We start from the raw sequence: 16,362 nt of genomic DNA, 5'->3' as shown, positions 1-16,362 counted from the left end.
TGGGGTCGGATTCCAGTTTCAGTAGCCGCCCTTGCCGAGCGGCTGCGGCAGTCCGGCGACCTTGGCGCCTTGTTTCGCGGGCCCGGTCGGGAAGAGGGCGTACAGCGACTTGCTGTCGCACCCCGGCATCACTTCGGCCAGGTCCTTGAGCATGTTGCGGAAATTGGGCGTGTGGCCGTGCTCGCGGAACTGGTCGCGCAGGTAGCGGACGACCGTCCAGTGGTCGGCGGTCAAAGTGATGCCTTCGGCGGCGGCGATCGCGTCGACCACCTCGTCGCGGTAGTCGGGGCCGAGCAGGAAGCCCTGCTCGTCGGCGAGGAGTTCGTGGTCATCGACGGTGTATGCCATGTGTTTCTCCCTGGGATGAAAGTCTGGCGTCAGGCCGGCGTGCCGACGGCGGCCGCCGACCGGTGCGGGACGAACAGGCCGCAGCCGAGTCGCCGGTGCGGACCGAGCCCCCGTTGCAGCAGTGCCAGCGACTGGTCGCGGTCCAGTCCCGACAGCATCAGGCTGCAGCCGATCAGCCGGCCGGCTTCGGCCGCCTGCCAGCGGCCGCACACCGGCTGCGCCCGCACGCCCAGCGCGTCGAGCGCGAGCTGTACTGCGACCAGGAACTGCGCTTCGTCGCGGCTGTCCGCGGCAACCAGCGGCGCGTACAGGGTGCCGTGCGGCAGCAATTCGCGCCGCTGCGACCGGCCGGCGCGAATCCGGCGCCTGCCGAGCGACAGTTCGGCCCCGGCCAGGGCATCGACCGCCTCGGCGCGGCCGCGCGGCACGCGCAGCATGAGGCGGGTGCGAGGCGACACGAGCGCTTCGGCGCCGTCGCCGCTCGCCACCAGCTTGAGCCGGTGCACGCCGGCATGCTGCTCGTCGCCGAGCCAGGGCAGCGCGTCCTGCAGCGCCTCGGCGAGCGCAAACCGGTGCTCCCGCGGCACGGCATCGCCCTCCAGCGCGAAGGCGACGTCGATCATCTCGGCGACCACGGCTGCCACGTCACTCCTCGGGCTGGGCACGCGCCCACTGGAGCAGCGCTTCGCCCCATTGCCGCGCGGTGATCGGGTCGATGTCGAACACGGTGAAGCGGCTCTTCTCCCGGATCCGGGTGCGCAGCAGGCTCATGCCGCCGCTCTCGTGGTCGACCTGCTGCAGCTCGATCTCCTGCCCGCCGACGGGCACGCGCAGCTTGGAGAGGGACAGGGTTGCTTTCATGGCGGTTCGAGTCCGGCATTGAGCGCGAGGCGCCCGCTGCCCGTCCATACCCGCTGCGGGTGAGCGCCGGCTACGCCATCCGGGTAGGTGGCGCCTGCCCCTTCCGATTCGCGCCACTAACCAACGAGGGTGATGGCGCGCGGCGGCCGCCGAAAGCACATTCGTGCCTTCAACGTGCAGGAGACAAGCACATGGCGAAGAAGATGCATGAGACGCCGAACCTCGACCAGCTCGAGGGCGGGCCCTGGCCCAGTTTCGTCACGGGCCTGAAGCGCCTGGCCCAGGACAAGGACTACATGGTCGACGTGCTCGGAACGCTGGAGACCTCGTACCGCACCAAGAAGGGCTACTGGAAGGGCGGTACCGTCGGCGTGTTCGGCTACGGCGGGGGCGTGATCCCGCGCTTCACCGAGCTGAAGGACGAGCATGAGAAGCCGGTCTTTCCCGACGCCGCCGAGTTCCACACCCTGCGCGTGCAGCCGCCGCCGGGCATGCACTACACCAGCGACATCCTGCGCAGGATGTGCGACATCTGGGAGCGGCACGGTTCGGGCCTGATCGCCTTCCACGGGCAATCGGGCGACATCATGTTCCAGGGCGCGAAGACCGACAAGGTCCAGGACGCCTTCGACGAGATCAACGAGCTTGGCTTCGACCTCGGCGGCGCCGGCCCGGCGGTGCGCACGTCGATGAGCTGCGTCGGCGCGGCCCGCTGCGAGCAGAGCTGCTACGACGAGGCGAAGGCGCACCGCACGGTGATCAACACCTTCACCGACGACATCCACCGCCCGGCGCTGCCCTACAAGTTCAAGTTCAAGTTCTCGGGCTGCCCGAACGACTGCATGAACTCGATCCAGCGTGCCGACATGGCCGTCATCGGCACCTGGCGCGACAACATGCGCAGCGACGAGACGCTGGCCCGGAAGTGGTTCGACAAGCACGGCATGAACGAACTGGTCAACGACGTGGTGACGCGCTGCCCGACCAAGGCGATCATGCTCAAGGAGGTGAAGGACGTCCGCGCCGGCCCGAAGATCACCAGCGTCAAGGTCAGCGACACGCACGCCCTGGAGATCGACAACGGCGACTGCGTGCGCTGCATGCACTGCATCAACGTGATGACGGGCGCCCTGGCCCACGGCACCGACACCGGCGCCACGATTCTGGTCGGCGGCAAGCGCACGCTGAAGATCGGCGACCTGATGGGCACCGTGGTGGTGCCGTTCATGCCGCTCAAGACCGAGGAGGACTATGCGGCGCTGGTCGACCTGGGCCAGCGGGTGATCGACTTCTTCGCCGAGAACGCGCTGGAACACGAGCGCACCGGCGAAATGATCGAGCGCATCGGCCTCGTCAACTTCCTCGAGGGCGTCGGCGTCGAGATCGACCCGCACATGGTGTCGACGCCGCGCACCAACCCGTACGTCCGCACCGACGGCTGGGACGAGGAAGTCGCCAAGATCACTGCCCGCAAGGCCGCCTGAAGGAGAGCGCCAGCATGGCCCATCGCACCCCCATCGAAAGCGGCTGCCCCGACAACAGGCCGTTCCTGCACCCGAAACTCGCGAAGAACTACGGCAACTGGAAGTACCACGACCGCCCGCGCCCCGGCGTGCTGCACCACGTCGCGTGGGACGGCGACGAGGTGTGGACCGTGCGCGCCGGCACGCAGCGGCAGATGGACGTGTACACCATCCGCAAGCTGTGCGACATCGCCGACACCTACGCCGACGGCCACGTGCGCTTCACCATCCGCTCGAACATCGAGTTCATGGTGGGCGACCCGAACAAGGTGGCGCCGCTGATCAACGCGCTCACCGAGAGCGGGTTCCCGGTCGGCGGCACCGGCAACTCGGTCTCGATGATCGCCCACACCCAGGGCTGGTTGCACTGCGACATTCCGGGCACCGACGCCTCCGGCGCCGTCAAGGCGCTCATGGACGACCTCTACACCGAGTTCATCCGCGAGGAGATGCCCAACCGCGTCCACATGTCGACCTCCTGCTGCGAGATCAACTGCGGCGGCCAGGCCGACATCGCGATCATCATGCAGCACACCAAGCCGCCGAAGATCAACCACGATCTGGTGGCCAACGTCTGCGAGCGGCCGGCCGTGGTGGCGCGCTGCCCGGTCGCGGCGATCCGGCCGGCGCTGGTGAACGGCAAGCCGTCGCTGGAAGTCGACGAGAAGAAATGCATCTGCTGCGGCGCCTGCTACCCGCCGTGCCCGCCGATGCAGATCAACGATCCCGAGCATTCCAAGCTCGCGATCTGGGTGGGCGGCAAGAATTCCAACGCCCGCGGCAAGCCGACCTTCATGAAGATGGTCGCCTCGGGCATCCCAAACAACCCGCCGCGCTGGCCGGAAGTGTCGGCCATCGTCAAGAAGATCCTGTACACGTACAAGGAAGACGCGCGGCCCTGGGAGCGCCTGTCGGACTGGGTCGAGCGCATCGGCTGGCCGCGCTTCTTCGAGAAGTGCGACCTGCCGTTCACCAAGTACCTGATCGACGATTGGCGCGGCTCGCGCGCCAACCTGAACGCGTCGGCGCACATCCGCTTCTAATCATGCGATTCTCCCTGCTGGTCAGCGAAGGCCCTTACACCCACCAGGCGGCCGACACCGCCTGGAACTTCGCGGCCGCGGCCATCGCACGCGGCCACGAGGTCAAGCGCGTCTTCTTCTATCACGACGGCGTCTACAACGCGACGAAGCTGACCGAGCCGCCGCAGGACGACCGCCACATCGTCAACCGCTGGTCAAAGCTGAATGCGGAGCACCAGGTCGACCTGGTGGTCTGCGTCGCCGCGGCGCTGCGCCGCGGCATCAAGGACGAAGTGCTGGCCCCGGGGTTCCGCATCTCCGGGCTGGGGCAGCTGGTCGACGCCGGCATCAAGAGCGACCGGCTGGTGACGTTCGGGGACTGAGATGAAGGCCGGCTCTTATCGCACCGCCTGCGCCGCCGCCCTGGCGCCTTCTCCCGCTTGCGCGAGAAGGCGGGGGACGAGGGTGCCAAGTGGCGCGCCAACCCTCACCCCAACCCTCTCCCGCCAGGCGGGAGAGGGAGCACCCGGTTTTCATGCGCCGCGGATGGCGCGCACAGCGGCGGAGCAATCGCGATGAAGAAATTCATGTTCGTCAACCGCAAGGCGCCGTACGGCACCGTCTATGCGCTCGAGAGCCTCGAGGTCGTCCTGATCGCCGCGACGTTCGACCAGGACTGCAGCCTCGTCTTCATGGACGACGGCGTCTGGCAGCTCGCCAAGGCGCAGAACACCAAGGCGATCGGCGTCAAGAACTTCTCGCCCACCTACCGGGCGCTGGACGACTACGACATCAACAAGCTGTACGTCGAACGCGAGTCGCTGCAGCGGCGCGGCCTCACCGAAGACGACCTGATGGTGCCGGTGGCGGTGCTCTCCGGCGCCGAACTGGCCGACCTGATGGCGGCGCAGGACGTCGTCCTTTCCTTCTGAAGGGCCACCCATGCTGCACATCGTCAACAAGTCTCCGGATGCCGCCGGCGCGCTGCAAAGCTGCCTGCGCCTGGCGCAGGACGGGCACAGCGTCCTGCTGATCGAGGACGCGGTGTACGCCGCGAGCCCCGCGCTGGCGGCTCGCTGCGGCCTGGACAGCGCGCTGCAGCGGCTGAAGGTCTACGTGCTGCTGCCGGACCTCGAGGCGCGCGGCATGGCCGCGCGCCGCCTTGCGGGCATCGAGCCCGTCGATTACGCCGGCTTCGTCGACCTGGCCGCCGGACATCCAACCTGCCAATCCTGGCTTTGACGCGAAAGAGGAGCACCCATGCCCATCGAAATCAACGGCGCCACCTACGAGACGGACGAGGAGGGCTACCTGGTCAACCTCGCCGAATGGAACGAGGACCTGGCCAACATCATCGCCAAGACGGAGAACGTGGACATGACGCCCAACCACTGGGAGGTCGTCAATTTCCTGCGCGACTACTACAACGAGTACCAGATCGCCCCGGCCGTGCGGGTGCTGACCAAGGCCATCGGCAAGCAGCTGGGGCCCGACAAGGGCAACAGCAAGTACCTGTACGAGCTGTTTCCCTACGGCCCGGCCAAGCAGGCGTGCAAGATCGCCGGCCTGCCCAAGCCGACCGGCTGCGTCTGAGGCCATCCGTCAGCGCGAAGTCCGCACCATGGCCACCCTGTCCGCCGTCTACGCCGCGCTGCTGTACCTGTCGGCATCGGTGCTGGTGGCCGGCGTCGCGCTGAAGCTCCGCGGCTACCTGCGCACGCCCGCGCCGCTGAAGATCCCGACCACGCCGGCACCCACCACGCGGCGTGGGGTCGCGCTGCGGATGGCGCGCGAAGTGGTGTTCTTCGAAAGCCTGTTCCGCTCCAGCAAGTGGACCTGGTTGTTCGGCTGGACCTTCCACGCCGCGCTGCTGGTCGTGCTGCTGCGCCACGTGCGCTATTTCCAGCAGCCGGTATGGGAACCGATCGTGCTGGTGCAGTCGGTGGGCGCATACGCCGGCATCGCGATGGTGCTGGGGCTGGCCGGCCTGTGGGCGCGGCGCTGGCTGGTCGACCGGGTGCGCTACATCTCCACGCCGTCGGACCACCTGCACCTGCTGCTCCTCGTCGCCATCGGCGCCAGCGGGCTCGTGATGCGCTTCGTGAACCACACCGACATCGTGGCGGTGAAGGCATTCACCCTGGGCCTGCTGCGCCTGGACCTGCAGCCGCTGCCGCTGGATCCGCCGCTGCTGGTGCACCTGGCGCTGGTCGCGCTGCTGATGGCGATCTTCCCGATCAGCAAGCTGATGCACGGCCCGGCGCTGTTCTTCAGCCCCACCCGCAACCAGGCCGACACGTCGCGCGAACAGCGCCATGTCGCCCCCTGGGCGGCCCGGCTGGAACGCCGTTCCTGAGAGGAAAGATCGTGGCCGCCGCAGCTTTCGACACGCCCACGCTCAAGCCCTATCCGGTGATCCCGCTGGTCGCCGTCGGGGCGATGGCGCACAGCAAGCCGTTCGTCGCCTCCGCGGCGATCCAGTCGGCGATCGGCTTTCCGGGCGAGGTGGCGGACGGCTGGGAGCAGCGCGCGCTCGCCAGGATGGGCGAACTGCTGGACAAGTACCGCAGCTTGCGCGTTTACATGGACGCCTGCGTGCACTGCGGCGCCTGTTCCGACAAGTGCCATTACTTCCTGGGCACCGGCGATCCGAAGAACATGCCGGTCGCCCGCCAGGACCTGATGCGTTCGGTCTACCGCCGCTACTTCACGTTCGCCGGCAAGCACTTCCCGAAGCTGGTCGGCGCCACCGATCTGACGAAGGACGTGCTGGACCAGTGGTGGAGCTATTACAACCAGTGCTCCGAATGCCGGCGCTGTTCGGTGTTCTGCCCCTACGGCATAGACACCGCCGAGATCACCATGGCGGCGCGCGAGATCATGGACTCGGTCGGACTGGGCCAGAAGTACGCCAACGAGATCATCGGCAAGGTGCACCGCATCGGCAACAACCTGGGCATTCCCGAGCCGGCGCTGGCCGACACGCTCGCCGGCCTGGAAGAGGACACGAAGGAAGAGACCGGCATCGACGTCCGCTTCCCCCTGGACGTCGAAGGGGCCGAAGTGCTGCTGGTGACGCCATCGGCCGACTTCTTCTCCGAGCCGCACGTGGAAAGCCTGATCGGCTATGCCAAGGTGTTCCATGCCGCGGGAATCTCCTGGACCTTGAGCTCCAAGGCCAGCGAAGCCGGCAATTTCGGCCTCTTCATCGGCAACTACGAGCAAATGCGCAACATCTCCTTGCGCGTCAAGGAAGCGGCGCAGGAGTTGGGCGTGCGGCGAATCGTGGTCGGCGAATGCGGCCACGCCTGGCGCGTGGCCTACAGCTTCTGGAACACGCTGATGGGTCCGTTCGACTGGCTGGACCGGCGCTATCCGGTGCCGCAGCACATCTGCGAATTGACCTACGACCTGATCCAGGCTGGGGCCCTGAAGTTCGACAAGGAAAGGAACGACGACCGCATCATCACCTTTCACGATTCGTGCAACGTCGCACGCGGCTCGCGCATGGGAACCATGCCGGGCGGGCAGTTCGTCATCCCGCGCGAGATCATCAAGGCCGTGGCCAACCGGTTCCACGACATGGCGCCGGAGACCATCCACGAGGGCACTTTCTGCTGCGGGGGCGGCGGCGGGCTGCTCACCGACGACCTGATGGAGCTGCGCGTCAAGGGCGCGCTGCCCCGGATGGAAGCGCTCAAGCACGTCGTCGACCAGCACGGCGTCAATTTCATGGCCACGATCTGCGCCATCTGCAAGGCGCAGTTCAGCAAGGTGCTGCCCTACTACGGCTTCGACATGAGCATGGTCGGCGGCGTGCACCAGCTGGTCTCCAAGGCCATCCGGCTCGGCGAGCCGCATTGAATCGATTGCAGAGGAGGCGATATGAACCCCCACGCTCACATTTGTTCGCTGCCCCCCGAGGGGGCGCATGCCTCCCTAGAGGCGGCTCGTCGGGAGGCATGACCATGGCCCACATCGTCATCCTCGGCGCCGGCATCGGCGGCATGCCCTGCGCGATCGAGATGCGCGACATGCTCCCCAAGGAGCACCGCATCACTGTCGTCAGCGCGCTGGACTACTTCCAGTTCGTCCCGTCCAATCCCTGGCTGGCGGTCGGCTGGCGCAAGCGCGAGGACGTGGTGGTGCAGATCGCGCCGCTGCTGGAGCGCAAGGGCGTGGGCTTCATTCCAAAGGCCGCGACCAGGATCGACGCCGACCACAACCGGATGGAGCTCGAAGGCGGGGAAGTCCTCGACTACGACTATCTCGTCATCACGACCGGGCCGAAGCTGAGCTTCGCCGAAGTGCCGGGATCGGGCCCGCACGGCGGCCACACCCATTCGGTCTGCGCCGTCGGCCATGCCGAGATGTTCTGGGCCGATTACCAGGAGTTCCTCCAGAACCCGGGTCCGGTCGTCGTCGGCGCCATGCCGGGCGCGAGCTGCTTCGGCCCGGCCTACGAGTTCGCGTTCATCCTGGACACCGACCTGCGCCGCCGCAAATTGCGCCACAAGGTGCCGATCACCTTCGTGACCAGCGAACCGTACATCGGCCACCTGGGGCTGGGCGGCGTCGGCGACTCCAAGTCGCTGCTCGAGTCCGACATGCGCAACCACGACATCAAGTGGATCACCAACGCGAAGACCACGAAGGTGGAGCCCGGGAAGCTGTTCGTGACGCAGCTCGACGACCGCGGCGACGTGTTCAAGGAGCACGAGATCGCGTTCAGGCTTTCCATGATGCTGCCCGCGTTCAAGGGCGTGGACGCGGTGGCTGCCGTGCCCAACCTGTGCAATCCGCGCGGCTTCGTCCTGATCGACGACTACCAGCGCAGCAAGGCCTACAAGAACATCTTCTCGGCCGGCGTCTGCGTGGCCATTCCCCCGGTCGAGGTGACGCCGGTGGCGACGGGCGCGCCCAAGACCGGTTACATGATCGAAACCATGGTCACGGCGATCGTCCACAACATCGCCGACGAACTCGCCGGCAGCACGGCCAGCACCAAGGGCACCTGGAACGCGATCTGCCTGGCCGACATGGGCGACACCGGCGCCGCCTTCGTGGCGCTGCCGCAGATTCCGCCGCGCAACGTGAACTGGTTCAAGAAGGGCAAGTGGGTGCATCTGGCCAAGATCGCCTACGAGAAGTACTTCATGCGCAAGCTGCGCACCGGGACGTCCGAACCGATCTACGAGAAATACATCCTCAAGGCGCTGGGCATCGTGCGGGTGATCAAGCACGGCCAGCCGGTCGCAACCACAGCACAGGATCTCACCAATGTCCGCCATCCCTGAGAACGTCCAGGCCAAGCCGGTCACCTTTCGCCGCTTCAAGGACGGCGACCACCAGCCGCTCGCCTGGCAGCAGGAGATCTTCGACGCGGACCATTCGCACAAGTGCCCGACGTATGTCCAGAGCACGCCGCCGTGCCAGGGCAGCTGCCCCTCGGGCGAGGACATCCGGGGCTACCTCAACATCGTGCGCGGGATCGAGAAACCGCCAGCGGGCGTGCCGTGGCAGGAATACGCCTGGCGCCGCCTGACGGAAGCCAATCCGCTGCCTTCGGTCATGGGCCGCGTGTGTCCGGCGCCCTGCGAATCGGGCTGCAACCGCAACGAGGTCGAGGACTTCGTCGGCATCAACTCGGTCGAGCACTTCCTCGGCGAGTGGGCGATCGAGCACAAGCTGGCGTTTCCGGCGCCCAGGGAGCGCACCGGCAAGACCGTGGCGGTGATCGGCGGCGGGCCGGCCGGGCTGTCGGTTGCGTACCAGCTCGCGCGCAAAGGCCATTCGGTCACGATCTTCGACGAACGCGAGCACCTGGGCGGGATGATGCGTTACGGGATCCCGGGCTTCCGCACGCCGCGCGAGGTGCTCGACGCCGAGATCCAGCGCATCCTCGACCTGGGCGTGCAGACGCGGATGAATTGCCGCATCGGCACCGCCGTGACGCTGGAGCAGCTGAAGGCCGATTACGACGCCGTGTTCCTGGGGCTGGGCGCCCAGGCCGGGCGGGCGTTGCCGGTGGATGGCGCCGAGGCGCCCAACTGCGTGACGGCGACCGCGTTCCTGAAGGCCTTCAACGACGGGCGGATGCGGCACGTCGGCAAGCGGGTGGTGGTGGTCGGCGGCGGCGACACGTCGATCGACGTCGCCACGGTGGCGCGCCGCCTGGGCCATATCGAGCATGCGCACGAGAGCGACCGGCCCGAGCACGTGATCGCCGGGCAGACCGCGCACGACGTCGCCGCGCTGTCCGCGCGGCAGGGTGCCGAAGTCACGCTGACCTCGGTCTTCACCGTCGACAAGATGCAGGCCAACAAGCACGAGATCGAGCAGGCGCTGGCCGAAGGGATCGCGATCCGCGGCGGGCTGTCGCCGGTGGGCGTGGTGCGCGACGCCACCGGCCGTGCCACGGCATTGCGCGTGGCGCAGTGCGAGGCGAAGTTCGTCGGTGGCCGGCTGGAGATCAAGACCGTGGCCGGCACCGAAGAGGACATAGCAGCCGACCTGATTGTCTCGGCGATCGGCCAGGCGGTCGACTTCACCGGCCTGGAGAGGCTGAACAACGGCAAGGGCGGCATCACCGCCGACAGGAACTACCAGGTGCAGGGCCAGCCCGGCATGTTCGTCGGCGGCGACGTGGTGCGACCGCACCTGCTGACGACGGCGATCGGGCAGGGGGCCATCGCGGCGGATGGCATCGACCGGCACCTGCGCGGGGAGGCCATCGACAAGCGCCCGAAGATCGACGTCCACGGTTTCGACCTGATGCGCAAGATGGTGGAGAAGGGGCTGCCGACCGCCAGGATCGAGGCGCCCTTGCACGGCACCGACCAGAACGTGGGCGCCATCCACAACTACGAGAACCGCTCCGACCGCTACGTGATTCCGAGCACCGAGCTGTTCCTGGGCCACTTCCAGTACACGCCGCGCAACCGGCGCAAGGTGTTGACCCTCAGCAAGGAGGAGGCGCTGGACAACTTCGAGGAGCGGATGCTGCCGCTGCTGGAGGCCCAGGCGCAGGCCGAAGCCAAGCGCTGCATGAGCTGCGGCCAGTGCTTCGAGTGCGACAACTGCGTGGTGTACTGCCCGCAGACCGCGGTGTTCAAGGTGCCCAAGGCGAAGTCGACGACGGGCCGCTATGTCGACACCGACTACAGCAAGTGCATCGGCTGCCACATCTGCAAGGACGTGTGCCCGACGGGCTACATCCAGATGGGGCTCGGAGAGTAAGGCATGCGGCTCGCGCTGGTGCTCGCCTGGACCGTCGCCGCCTCGGCCGCGCTCGCGCAGCCTGCGGGGCGCACGCCGCTGCCCGTCGTGGAGCGGGCGGTGCAAGGCAGCCAGTGCGTCGCCGAGCCGGCCGTGATGCGACGCAACCACATGGAGATGCTCAAGCACCAGCGCGACGACACGGTGCGAGCCGGCGCGCGCAGCGGCCAGTTCAGCCTGAAGGGCTGCATCAACTGCCATGCCAGCCGCGAGACCGGCAGCGTCGCCAGGGGCGAAACGAATTTCTGCGTGAGCTGCCACGCGTACGCGGCCGTGAGGATCGACTGCTTCGAATGCCACGCTTCGAAGCCGTCGGGGCCGGCGCCGCATCCTGCCGGCGCGACGCTGGCGGTGCCGGTGGTGCAGCCGGCGCTGAGGGGAGCAAGGCAGTGAGCGCGGCGCAAGAGGAAACCCGCCCCAGCCGCCGCGGCTTCCTGGCGGTCGCGGCGGCTGGCCTCGGCGGCGTGATGCTGGCCCCGGGCGTGCGCCTGGTCGAGATCGCGCAGGCCGCGCCGGCGCAGGCCGCACCGGGGGTGCGCTGGGGCATGTTGATCGACGCGACCAAATGCGCGCCCGGCTGCGACGACTGCGTCAAGGCGTGCCGCGCCGAGAACGGCCTGCCGGCCGACCCCAGGCCGACCGACGCGCAGTGGGTGCGCAAGATCGAGATCAAGGAGATCAGCAGCGGCCGCACCGTGTCGGCGCCGGTGATGTGCCAGCACTGCGCGCAACCGCCTTGCGTCGACGTCTGCCCGACCGGCGCCTCGTTCAAGCGGGCCGACGGCATCGTCCTGGTCGACCGGCACACCTGCATCGGTTGCCGCTACTGCATGATGGCCTGCCCGTACAAGGCGCGATCGTTCGTTCACGAGCCGCTCCAGGACCAGCGGGCCGACGTGCCGCGCGGCAAGGGCTGCGTCGAAGGTTGCACCTTGTGCGTGCACCGGCTCGACAGCGGCAACAAGGTCACCGCCTGCGCCGAGGCCTGCGCCAAGGCTGGGCACCACGCCATCGTGTTCGGGGACCTGAACGATCCGGACAGCGAGATCTCGCGCCGGGTGCGCGAGTGGAACACGGTGCAGCTGCGGGCCGACCTCCGGCTCGACCCGGGCGTGCGCTACCGCGGAGTGTGACCATGGAAAGCATCCGTTCCACCCGCATGTTCTGGCTATTGCTGGCCGTGGGCGGCGCCGTGACGGCCACCGGCCTGGGCGCTGCGCACCTCATGGAAACGCACGGCCACGCCATCACGGGCATGGGCAACGAGGTGGTGTGGGGCCTGCCGCATGTGTTCGCGATCTTCATGATCGTGGCCGCCTCGGGCGTGCTCAACGTGGCGTCGGTCGGCTCCGTCTTCGGCCAGCCGGCGTACAAGGCGCGGGCCCGGCTGTCGGGACTCCTCTCGCTGGCGCTGCTCGCGGGCGGCTTGATGGTGCTGATGCTCGACCTGGGCCGTCCGGACCGGGTCGTCGTCGCGGCCACCCACTACAACTTCCGCTCCGTGTTCGCCTGGAACGTGTTCCTGTACTCCGGCATGGCCGCCGTGGTCATCGTCTACCTGTGGACCATGCTGGAGCCGGGCCTGGGCCGCTGGACAAAGCCCGCCGGCATCGCCGTGCTGATGTGGCGCTTCGTGCTGACCACCGGCACCGGGTCCATCTTCGGCTTCCTGGTGGCCCGCGAGGCCTATCAGTCGGCGGTGCTGGCGCCGCTGTTCATCGTGCTGTCGCTGGCGTGGGGACTGGCTGTGTTGGTGCTGGTGCAGGCGGGCGTCTCCGCCTGGAGCGGCCGCTGGTGGCCGCCCGAGGTGCGCGCCCGCATGGTGCGCCTGCTCGGGATCTTCGTCGCCGCGAGCCTGTATTTCGTGGCCGTGCAGCACATGACCCACCTGTACGAGACGCGGCGGGGCGGCTTCGAAGCCTTCCTGCTGCTGGGGCAGGGCGGCGGCGCCCGCTACGCGCTCCTGTTCTGGCTGGGTTACGTGCTGCTCGGGTCGGTGCTGCCGCTGGTGCTGGTGTTTCATCCGCGCCTGGGCCGCGAGCGCTGCAGTCTCGCGGCCAGTGGGCTGGTGGTACTGGGGGCCTTCGCCTGGCTGTACGCCTTCATCATCGGCGGCCAGGCGTATCCGCTCGAGATCTTCCCGGGGCGGGCGGTAACCAGCAGCTTCGCTGACGGCGCCGTCGCAGCGTACGCGCCCAGCCTGCCGGAACTGCTGCTCGGGCTGGGCGGTATCGGCGCGGCGTTCCTGATCACCGTCGCCGGCCTGCGCCTGTTCGACATGGCGCCGCACGACGATGCGGCGCCGGCCGCGAAAAGGGCCTGAATGGACCGCCTGCTCGTCTCCGCCGCCCACAAGTCGTCCGGCAAGACCATCGTGACGGTGGGCCTGTGCGCCGCGCTGGCGGCACAAGGCACGCGCGTGCAGCCATTCAAGAAGGGACCGGACTACATCGACCCGATGTGGCTGGGGCACGCGGCCGGGCGGCCGTGCCTCAACCTCGATCCGTATCTGATGGACGACGCCGGGGTGGAGCGCTGCTTTCGCGAAGGGCTGCACGGCGCGCAGCTTGCCGTCGTCGAAGGCAACAAGGGGCTGCACGACGGCATGGCGCTGGACGGCAGCAACAGCAACGCGGCGCTGGCGGCGCGGCTCGGCCTGCCGGTGGTCCTGGTCATTGACGCGCGCGGGATGACGCGCGGCATTGCGCCGCTGCTGCTCGGCTTCCAGGCCTTCGACCGGGGCGTCCGCATTGCCGGGGTGATCCTCAACCGGGTGGGCGGCTCGCGGCATGAGGGCAAGCTGCGGGCGGCCGTCGAGCATTACACCGACATCCCGGTGCTGGGCGCGGTGGCCGAGGACTCGCGGCTCACGCTGGACGAGCGCCACCTCGGACTGGTCACCTGCGCCGAGGTGGAGGACGCCAGGCCTCGCGTGCAGCGCGTCGGGCGCATCGTCGGGGCGCAGGTCGACCTCGCGGCGGTGCGCGCGGCCGCGGCTGCGGCGGGCGCCGGGCTCGATCCGCTGGCCCCCGGCCGGCCGGGGCCGGCCGACGTGCGCATCGCCATCGCCCGCGACCGCGCTTTCAGCTTCTACTACCCCGACGACCTCGCGGCACTGGAGCAGGCCGGCGCGCAACTGGTGCCGTTCGACACCTTGCACGATACGCGCCTGCCGGATGCCGACGCCCTGTTCATCGGCGGCGGCTTTCCGGAGACCTGCATGGCCGAGCTGGAAGCCAACGTCGCGATGCGCACGTCGGTGCGCGAGGCGATCGAGGACGGCCTGCCGGCCTATGCCGAATGCGGCGGCCTCATGTACCTGGCCCGCGGCATCGCGTGGAACGGCAGCAGCGCGCGCATGGCCGGCGTGATCCCGGGGGACGCTGTGATGCAGCCACACCCGGTCGGCCGCGGGTACGCCCACCTGCGCGAGACCGCCGCCATGCCGTGGCCGGGGGGTGCGCCGGGCGGACTCGCGCGCGGACACGAGTTCCACCATTCGCGGCTCGAAAACCTGCCGGCAGGCCTCGACTACGCCTGGGAAGTGACGCGCGGCGAAGGCATCGCCGGCGCGCGCGACGGACTGCGGGTGCACAACCTCCTGGCTTCCTACACCCACTTGCGCAGCGCCGCGGCTTCGGGGTGGGCGCCGCGGTTCGTGGCGTTCGCGCGCGAATGGCGCGCGCGCCGCAGTGCTCGCGCCGCCGGCGAAGCGCTGTTCGCCGCCTGACCGCACGGAGATCCGCATGCACATGCACACCAACCTGCAGCGCAGCGTGCGCGTCAATGGACGCGACATCGCCACCGATTCCGAAGGCTACCTGCGCAACCTGCAGGACTGGTCCGAGGACTTCGCCCGGGCCCTGGCACGGGAGGAGAACCTCACCCTGACCGACGAACACTGGGAAGTGATCCGCTTCCTGCGCGAGCACTACCAGCAGCACGGCGTGCAGGCCCAGGTGCGGGTAATGATCCGTCACTTCACGCAGGCCTGGGGTCCCCAGCGCGGGAGCAACCACCACCTGCACGAGCTGTTTCCGGTCGGCGGCCCGCAGAAGCAGGGCAACCGCCTCGCCGGCCTGCTGCGCACCAAGGGCGAACACTGAAGGGGCCGTCCATGAGCTTTCAACTCACCGCTGCCGCCGCGCGCGAGATCCAGGCTGCCGCCGCGCGCAGCGGCGCCACCGGCATGGCCTTGCGCGTCGCCGCCAAGCCCGCGCCCGACGGCATCGCGTACGGCATGGGCTTCGACGAGCCGGCGCCCGAGGACGAGGTGGCCGTGTTCGCCGGTCTCACGGTGCTGATCGCCGGGCCGAGCCGACCCTTGCTCGCGGATACCGTGCTCGATTACGTCGAACTCGACGGCGGCGGGCACGACTTCATCTTCGTCCAGCCACCGCAGCCGCCAGACTGCGCCACCCGGCGCCGTGGCTGCGGCAGCGGCGGCTGCTCCAGCTGCGATTGAATGAGACACCAAGGAGACCAGGCATGAATTCGTTTGTCGACCTGCCGACGATGCTGGCCGCGTGCCGGGCGAGCTGCGGCACCGTGTACCTGGTTGGCGCCGGCCCGGGCGATCCTGACCTGCTGACGCTGCGCGCGGCGCGCCTGCTGGCGCAAGCCGACGCCGTCGTCTACGACCACCTGGTCGGCCCCGAGGTGATGGCGCTGGTGCGGCCGCAGGCCAGGCGCATCTACGTCGGCAAGGAGCGCAGCCGGCATACGGTGGTGCAGGAGGACATCAACACGCTGCTGGTGCGGCTGGCCCGAGAATGCGACTGCGTCGTGCGGCTCAAGGGCGGCGATCCGTTCGTGTTCGGCCGCGGCGGCGAGGAGCTGCAGGTGCTCGCGGCCGAAGGCGTGCCGTTCGAGGTCGTGCCGGGCATCACGGCCGGTTGCGGGGTGGCGGCTTACGCCGGCATCCCGCTGACTCACCGCGATTACGCGCACAGCTGCGTGTTCGTCACCGGCCACCTGAAAGACGGCAGCGGCGACCTGGACTGGGCGGCGCTCGCGCGGCCACGCCAGACGGTGGTGATCTACATGGGACTGGCCGGCCTGCAGCGCATCTGCAAGCAGCTCGTCGCACACGGCCTGCCGCCCGACTGGCCCGCGGCCGTCGTCCAGCAGGGAACGTTGCTCGACCAGCGGGTGGTGGCCGGCACCCTGGCCACGCTGCCAGCCGCCGTGGACGCCGCCGGGCTGAAGTCGCCATGCCTCACGATCGTCGGCGAAGTGGTGCGGCTGCGCGAGCAACTCGCGTGGTTCGAGCCGCAGGGCCGCTTCGCCGCCGCCACGGAAACGCCTTCCATCCTCACCGGAGCCTGACC

20 protein-coding genes are annotated in these 16,362 nt (G+C 68.6%); 17 read left to right on the top strand and 3 right to left on the bottom strand.

Features of this window, described 5'->3' with window-relative positions; all coding sequences use genetic code 11:
- Positions 1 to 18: 18 nt before the first annotated feature.
- From RAMLITH_RS14705 to RAMLITH_RS14695, 3 genes are read right to left on the bottom strand one after another with little or no spacing between them, the layout of a single operon-like run.
- Complete coding sequence (locus tag RAMLITH_RS14705) at positions 19 to 348, bottom strand: TusE/DsrC/DsvC family sulfur relay protein (protein ID WP_168108192.1); 330 nt, start codon at positions 346 to 348, stop codon at positions 19 to 21.
- A 29-nt stretch (positions 349 to 377) separates the two neighbouring features.
- The gene (gene cas6, locus RAMLITH_RS14700; protein WP_168108191.1) at positions 378 to 992 is read right to left on the bottom strand and encodes a type I-MYXAN CRISPR-associated protein Cas6/Cmx6; all 615 of its coding nucleotides are present in this window, start codon (positions 990 to 992) and stop codon (positions 378 to 380) included.
- Between the two features lies 1 nt (position 993).
- Complete coding sequence (locus RAMLITH_RS14695; RefSeq protein ID WP_168108190.1) at positions 994 to 1,209, bottom strand: DUF6967 family protein; 216 nt, start codon at positions 1,207 to 1,209, stop codon at positions 994 to 996.
- A 191-nt stretch (positions 1,210 to 1,400) separates the two neighbouring features.
- Here RAMLITH_RS14695 and dsrA point away from each other — a divergent pair, with 191 nt between their 5' ends.
- The 17 genes from dsrA to cobA all read left to right on the top strand — a co-directional run bounded on the left by dsrA (position 1,401) and on the right by cobA (position 16,360).
- Positions 1,401 to 2,693 carry a dissimilatory-type sulfite reductase subunit alpha gene (gene dsrA, locus RAMLITH_RS14690; RefSeq protein ID WP_168108189.1) on the top strand — a complete coding sequence of 431 codons (1,293 nt, stop codon included), beginning with the start codon at positions 1,401 to 1,403 and terminating at the stop codon, positions 2,691 to 2,693.
- 14 nt (positions 2,694 to 2,707) lie between these two features.
- Positions 2,708 to 3,775 (top strand): dissimilatory-type sulfite reductase subunit beta, encoded by a 1,068-nt coding sequence (dsrB, locus tag RAMLITH_RS14685; protein ID WP_168108188.1) that lies wholly within the window; start codon positions 2,708 to 2,710, stop codon positions 3,773 to 3,775.
- 2 nt (positions 3,776 to 3,777) lie between these two features.
- On the top strand, positions 3,778 to 4,137 hold the full coding sequence (tusD, locus tag RAMLITH_RS14680) for a sulfurtransferase complex subunit TusD (protein ID WP_168108187.1): 360 nt from the start codon (positions 3,778 to 3,780) through the stop codon (positions 4,135 to 4,137).
- 192 nt (positions 4,138 to 4,329) lie between these two features.
- Positions 4,330 to 4,686 (top strand): sulfurtransferase complex subunit TusC, encoded by a 357-nt coding sequence (gene tusC / locus RAMLITH_RS14675; protein WP_168108186.1) that lies wholly within the window; start codon positions 4,330 to 4,332, stop codon positions 4,684 to 4,686.
- 10 nt (positions 4,687 to 4,696) lie between these two features.
- Positions 4,697 to 4,996, top strand: a complete 300-nt coding sequence (tusB, locus tag RAMLITH_RS14670; protein ID WP_168108185.1) for a sulfurtransferase complex subunit TusB — start codon at positions 4,697 to 4,699, stop codon at positions 4,994 to 4,996.
- An 18-nt stretch (positions 4,997 to 5,014) separates the two neighbouring features.
- Positions 5,015 to 5,347 carry a TusE/DsrC/DsvC family sulfur relay protein gene (locus tag RAMLITH_RS14665; RefSeq protein ID WP_168108184.1) on the top strand — a complete coding sequence of 111 codons (333 nt, stop codon included), beginning with the start codon at positions 5,015 to 5,017 and terminating at the stop codon, positions 5,345 to 5,347.
- 28 nt (positions 5,348 to 5,375) lie between these two features.
- Positions 5,376 to 6,110, top strand: a complete 735-nt coding sequence (locus RAMLITH_RS14660; protein WP_168108183.1) for a respiratory nitrate reductase subunit gamma — start codon at positions 5,376 to 5,378, stop codon at positions 6,108 to 6,110.
- A gap of 11 nt (positions 6,111 to 6,121) precedes the next feature.
- Positions 6,122 to 7,618 carry a sulfate reduction electron transfer complex DsrMKJOP subunit DsrK gene (dsrK, locus tag RAMLITH_RS14655; protein ID WP_168108182.1) on the top strand — a complete coding sequence of 499 codons (1,497 nt, stop codon included), beginning with the start codon at positions 6,122 to 6,124 and terminating at the stop codon, positions 7,616 to 7,618.
- A 104-nt stretch (positions 7,619 to 7,722) separates the two neighbouring features.
- Positions 7,723 to 9,051, top strand: coding sequence for an NAD(P)/FAD-dependent oxidoreductase (locus RAMLITH_RS14650; protein WP_168108181.1), 1,329 nt, complete (start codon positions 7,723 to 7,725; stop codon positions 9,049 to 9,051).
- Positions 9,035 to 10,993 (top strand): NAD(P)-binding protein, encoded by a 1,959-nt coding sequence (locus tag RAMLITH_RS14645; protein ID WP_168108180.1) that lies wholly within the window; start codon positions 9,035 to 9,037, stop codon positions 10,991 to 10,993. The genes RAMLITH_RS14650 and RAMLITH_RS14645 overlap by 17 nt, the downstream gene beginning before the upstream one ends.
- A 3-nt stretch (positions 10,994 to 10,996) precedes the next feature.
- Positions 10,997 to 11,425: a hypothetical protein gene (locus tag RAMLITH_RS14640; RefSeq protein ID WP_168108179.1), complete on the top strand. Its 429-nt coding sequence runs from the start codon at positions 10,997 to 10,999 to the stop codon at positions 11,423 to 11,425.
- On the top strand, positions 11,422 to 12,165 hold the full coding sequence (gene dsrO / locus RAMLITH_RS14635) for a sulfate reduction electron transfer complex DsrMKJOP subunit DsrO (RefSeq protein WP_337786157.1): 744 nt from the start codon (positions 11,422 to 11,424) through the stop codon (positions 12,163 to 12,165). The genes RAMLITH_RS14640 and dsrO overlap by 4 nt, the downstream gene beginning before the upstream one ends.
- A 2-nt stretch (positions 12,166 to 12,167) precedes the next feature.
- A complete protein-coding gene (nrfD, locus tag RAMLITH_RS14630; RefSeq protein ID WP_168108177.1) occupies positions 12,168 to 13,355 on the top strand; it encodes an NrfD/PsrC family molybdoenzyme membrane anchor subunit in 1,188 nt (395 codons plus the stop codon).
- Positions 13,356 to 14,762, top strand: a complete 1,407-nt coding sequence (locus RAMLITH_RS14625; protein ID WP_168108176.1) for a cobyrinic acid a,c-diamide synthase CobB — start codon at positions 13,356 to 13,358, stop codon at positions 14,760 to 14,762. It abuts the gene before it with no gap.
- Between the two features lie 16 nt (positions 14,763 to 14,778).
- Complete coding sequence (locus RAMLITH_RS14620; protein WP_168108175.1) at positions 14,779 to 15,138, top strand: TusE/DsrC/DsvC family sulfur relay protein; 360 nt, start codon at positions 14,779 to 14,781, stop codon at positions 15,136 to 15,138.
- 11 nt (positions 15,139 to 15,149) lie between these two features.
- Positions 15,150 to 15,497 carry a HesB/IscA family protein gene (locus RAMLITH_RS14615; RefSeq protein ID WP_168108174.1) on the top strand — a complete coding sequence of 116 codons (348 nt, stop codon included), beginning with the start codon at positions 15,150 to 15,152 and terminating at the stop codon, positions 15,495 to 15,497.
- Positions 15,498 to 15,520: 23 nt separating this feature from the next.
- On the top strand, positions 15,521 to 16,360 hold the full coding sequence (gene cobA, locus RAMLITH_RS14610; protein WP_168108173.1) for a uroporphyrinogen-III C-methyltransferase: 840 nt from the start codon (positions 15,521 to 15,523) through the stop codon (positions 16,358 to 16,360).
- The last annotated feature ends 2 nt before the right edge of the window (positions 16,361 to 16,362 follow it).

The organism is Ramlibacter lithotrophicus, from assembly GCF_012184415.1.
In the GTDB taxonomy this organism is placed as follows: domain Bacteria; phylum Pseudomonadota; class Gammaproteobacteria; order Burkholderiales; family Burkholderiaceae_C; genus Ramlibacter; species Ramlibacter lithotrophicus.
This window is presented reverse-complemented; position numbering and strand designations above follow the sequence as displayed.

Bases quoted from the DNA above. Each gene is read 5' to 3' on its own strand.
- RAMLITH_RS14705 (WP_168108192.1), bottom strand. From the start codon at position 348: ATGGCATACACCGTCGATGACCACGAACTCCTCGCCGACGAGCAGGGC.
- RAMLITH_RS14695 (WP_168108190.1), bottom strand. From the start codon at position 1,209: ATGAAAGCAACCCTGTCCCTCTCCAAGCTGCGCGTGCCCGTCGGCGGG.
- dsrA (WP_168108189.1), top strand. From the start codon at position 1,401: ATGGCGAAGAAGATGCATGAGACGCCGAACCTCGACCAGCTCGAGGGC.
- dsrB (WP_168108188.1), top strand. From the start codon at position 2,708: ATGGCCCATCGCACCCCCATCGAAAGCGGCTGCCCCGACAACAGGCCG.
- tusD (WP_168108187.1), top strand. From the start codon at position 3,778: ATGCGATTCTCCCTGCTGGTCAGCGAAGGCCCTTACACCCACCAGGCG.
- tusC (WP_168108186.1), top strand. From the start codon at position 4,330: ATGAAGAAATTCATGTTCGTCAACCGCAAGGCGCCGTACGGCACCGTC.
- tusB (WP_168108185.1), top strand. From the start codon at position 4,697: ATGCTGCACATCGTCAACAAGTCTCCGGATGCCGCCGGCGCGCTGCAA.
- RAMLITH_RS14665 (WP_168108184.1), top strand. From the start codon at position 5,015: ATGCCCATCGAAATCAACGGCGCCACCTACGAGACGGACGAGGAGGGC.
- RAMLITH_RS14660 (WP_168108183.1), top strand. From the start codon at position 5,376: ATGGCCACCCTGTCCGCCGTCTACGCCGCGCTGCTGTACCTGTCGGCA.
- RAMLITH_RS14650 (WP_168108181.1), top strand. From the start codon at position 7,723: ATGGCCCACATCGTCATCCTCGGCGCCGGCATCGGCGGCATGCCCTGC.
- RAMLITH_RS14645 (WP_168108180.1), top strand. From the start codon at position 9,035: ATGTCCGCCATCCCTGAGAACGTCCAGGCCAAGCCGGTCACCTTTCGC.
- RAMLITH_RS14640 (WP_168108179.1), top strand. From the start codon at position 10,997: ATGCGGCTCGCGCTGGTGCTCGCCTGGACCGTCGCCGCCTCGGCCGCG.
- nrfD (WP_168108177.1), top strand. From the start codon at position 12,168: ATGGAAAGCATCCGTTCCACCCGCATGTTCTGGCTATTGCTGGCCGTG.
- RAMLITH_RS14625 (WP_168108176.1), top strand. From the start codon at position 13,356: ATGGACCGCCTGCTCGTCTCCGCCGCCCACAAGTCGTCCGGCAAGACC.
- RAMLITH_RS14620 (WP_168108175.1), top strand. From the start codon at position 14,779: ATGCACATGCACACCAACCTGCAGCGCAGCGTGCGCGTCAATGGACGC.
- RAMLITH_RS14615 (WP_168108174.1), top strand. From the start codon at position 15,150: ATGAGCTTTCAACTCACCGCTGCCGCCGCGCGCGAGATCCAGGCTGCC.
- cobA (WP_168108173.1), top strand. From the start codon at position 15,521: ATGAATTCGTTTGTCGACCTGCCGACGATGCTGGCCGCGTGCCGGGCG.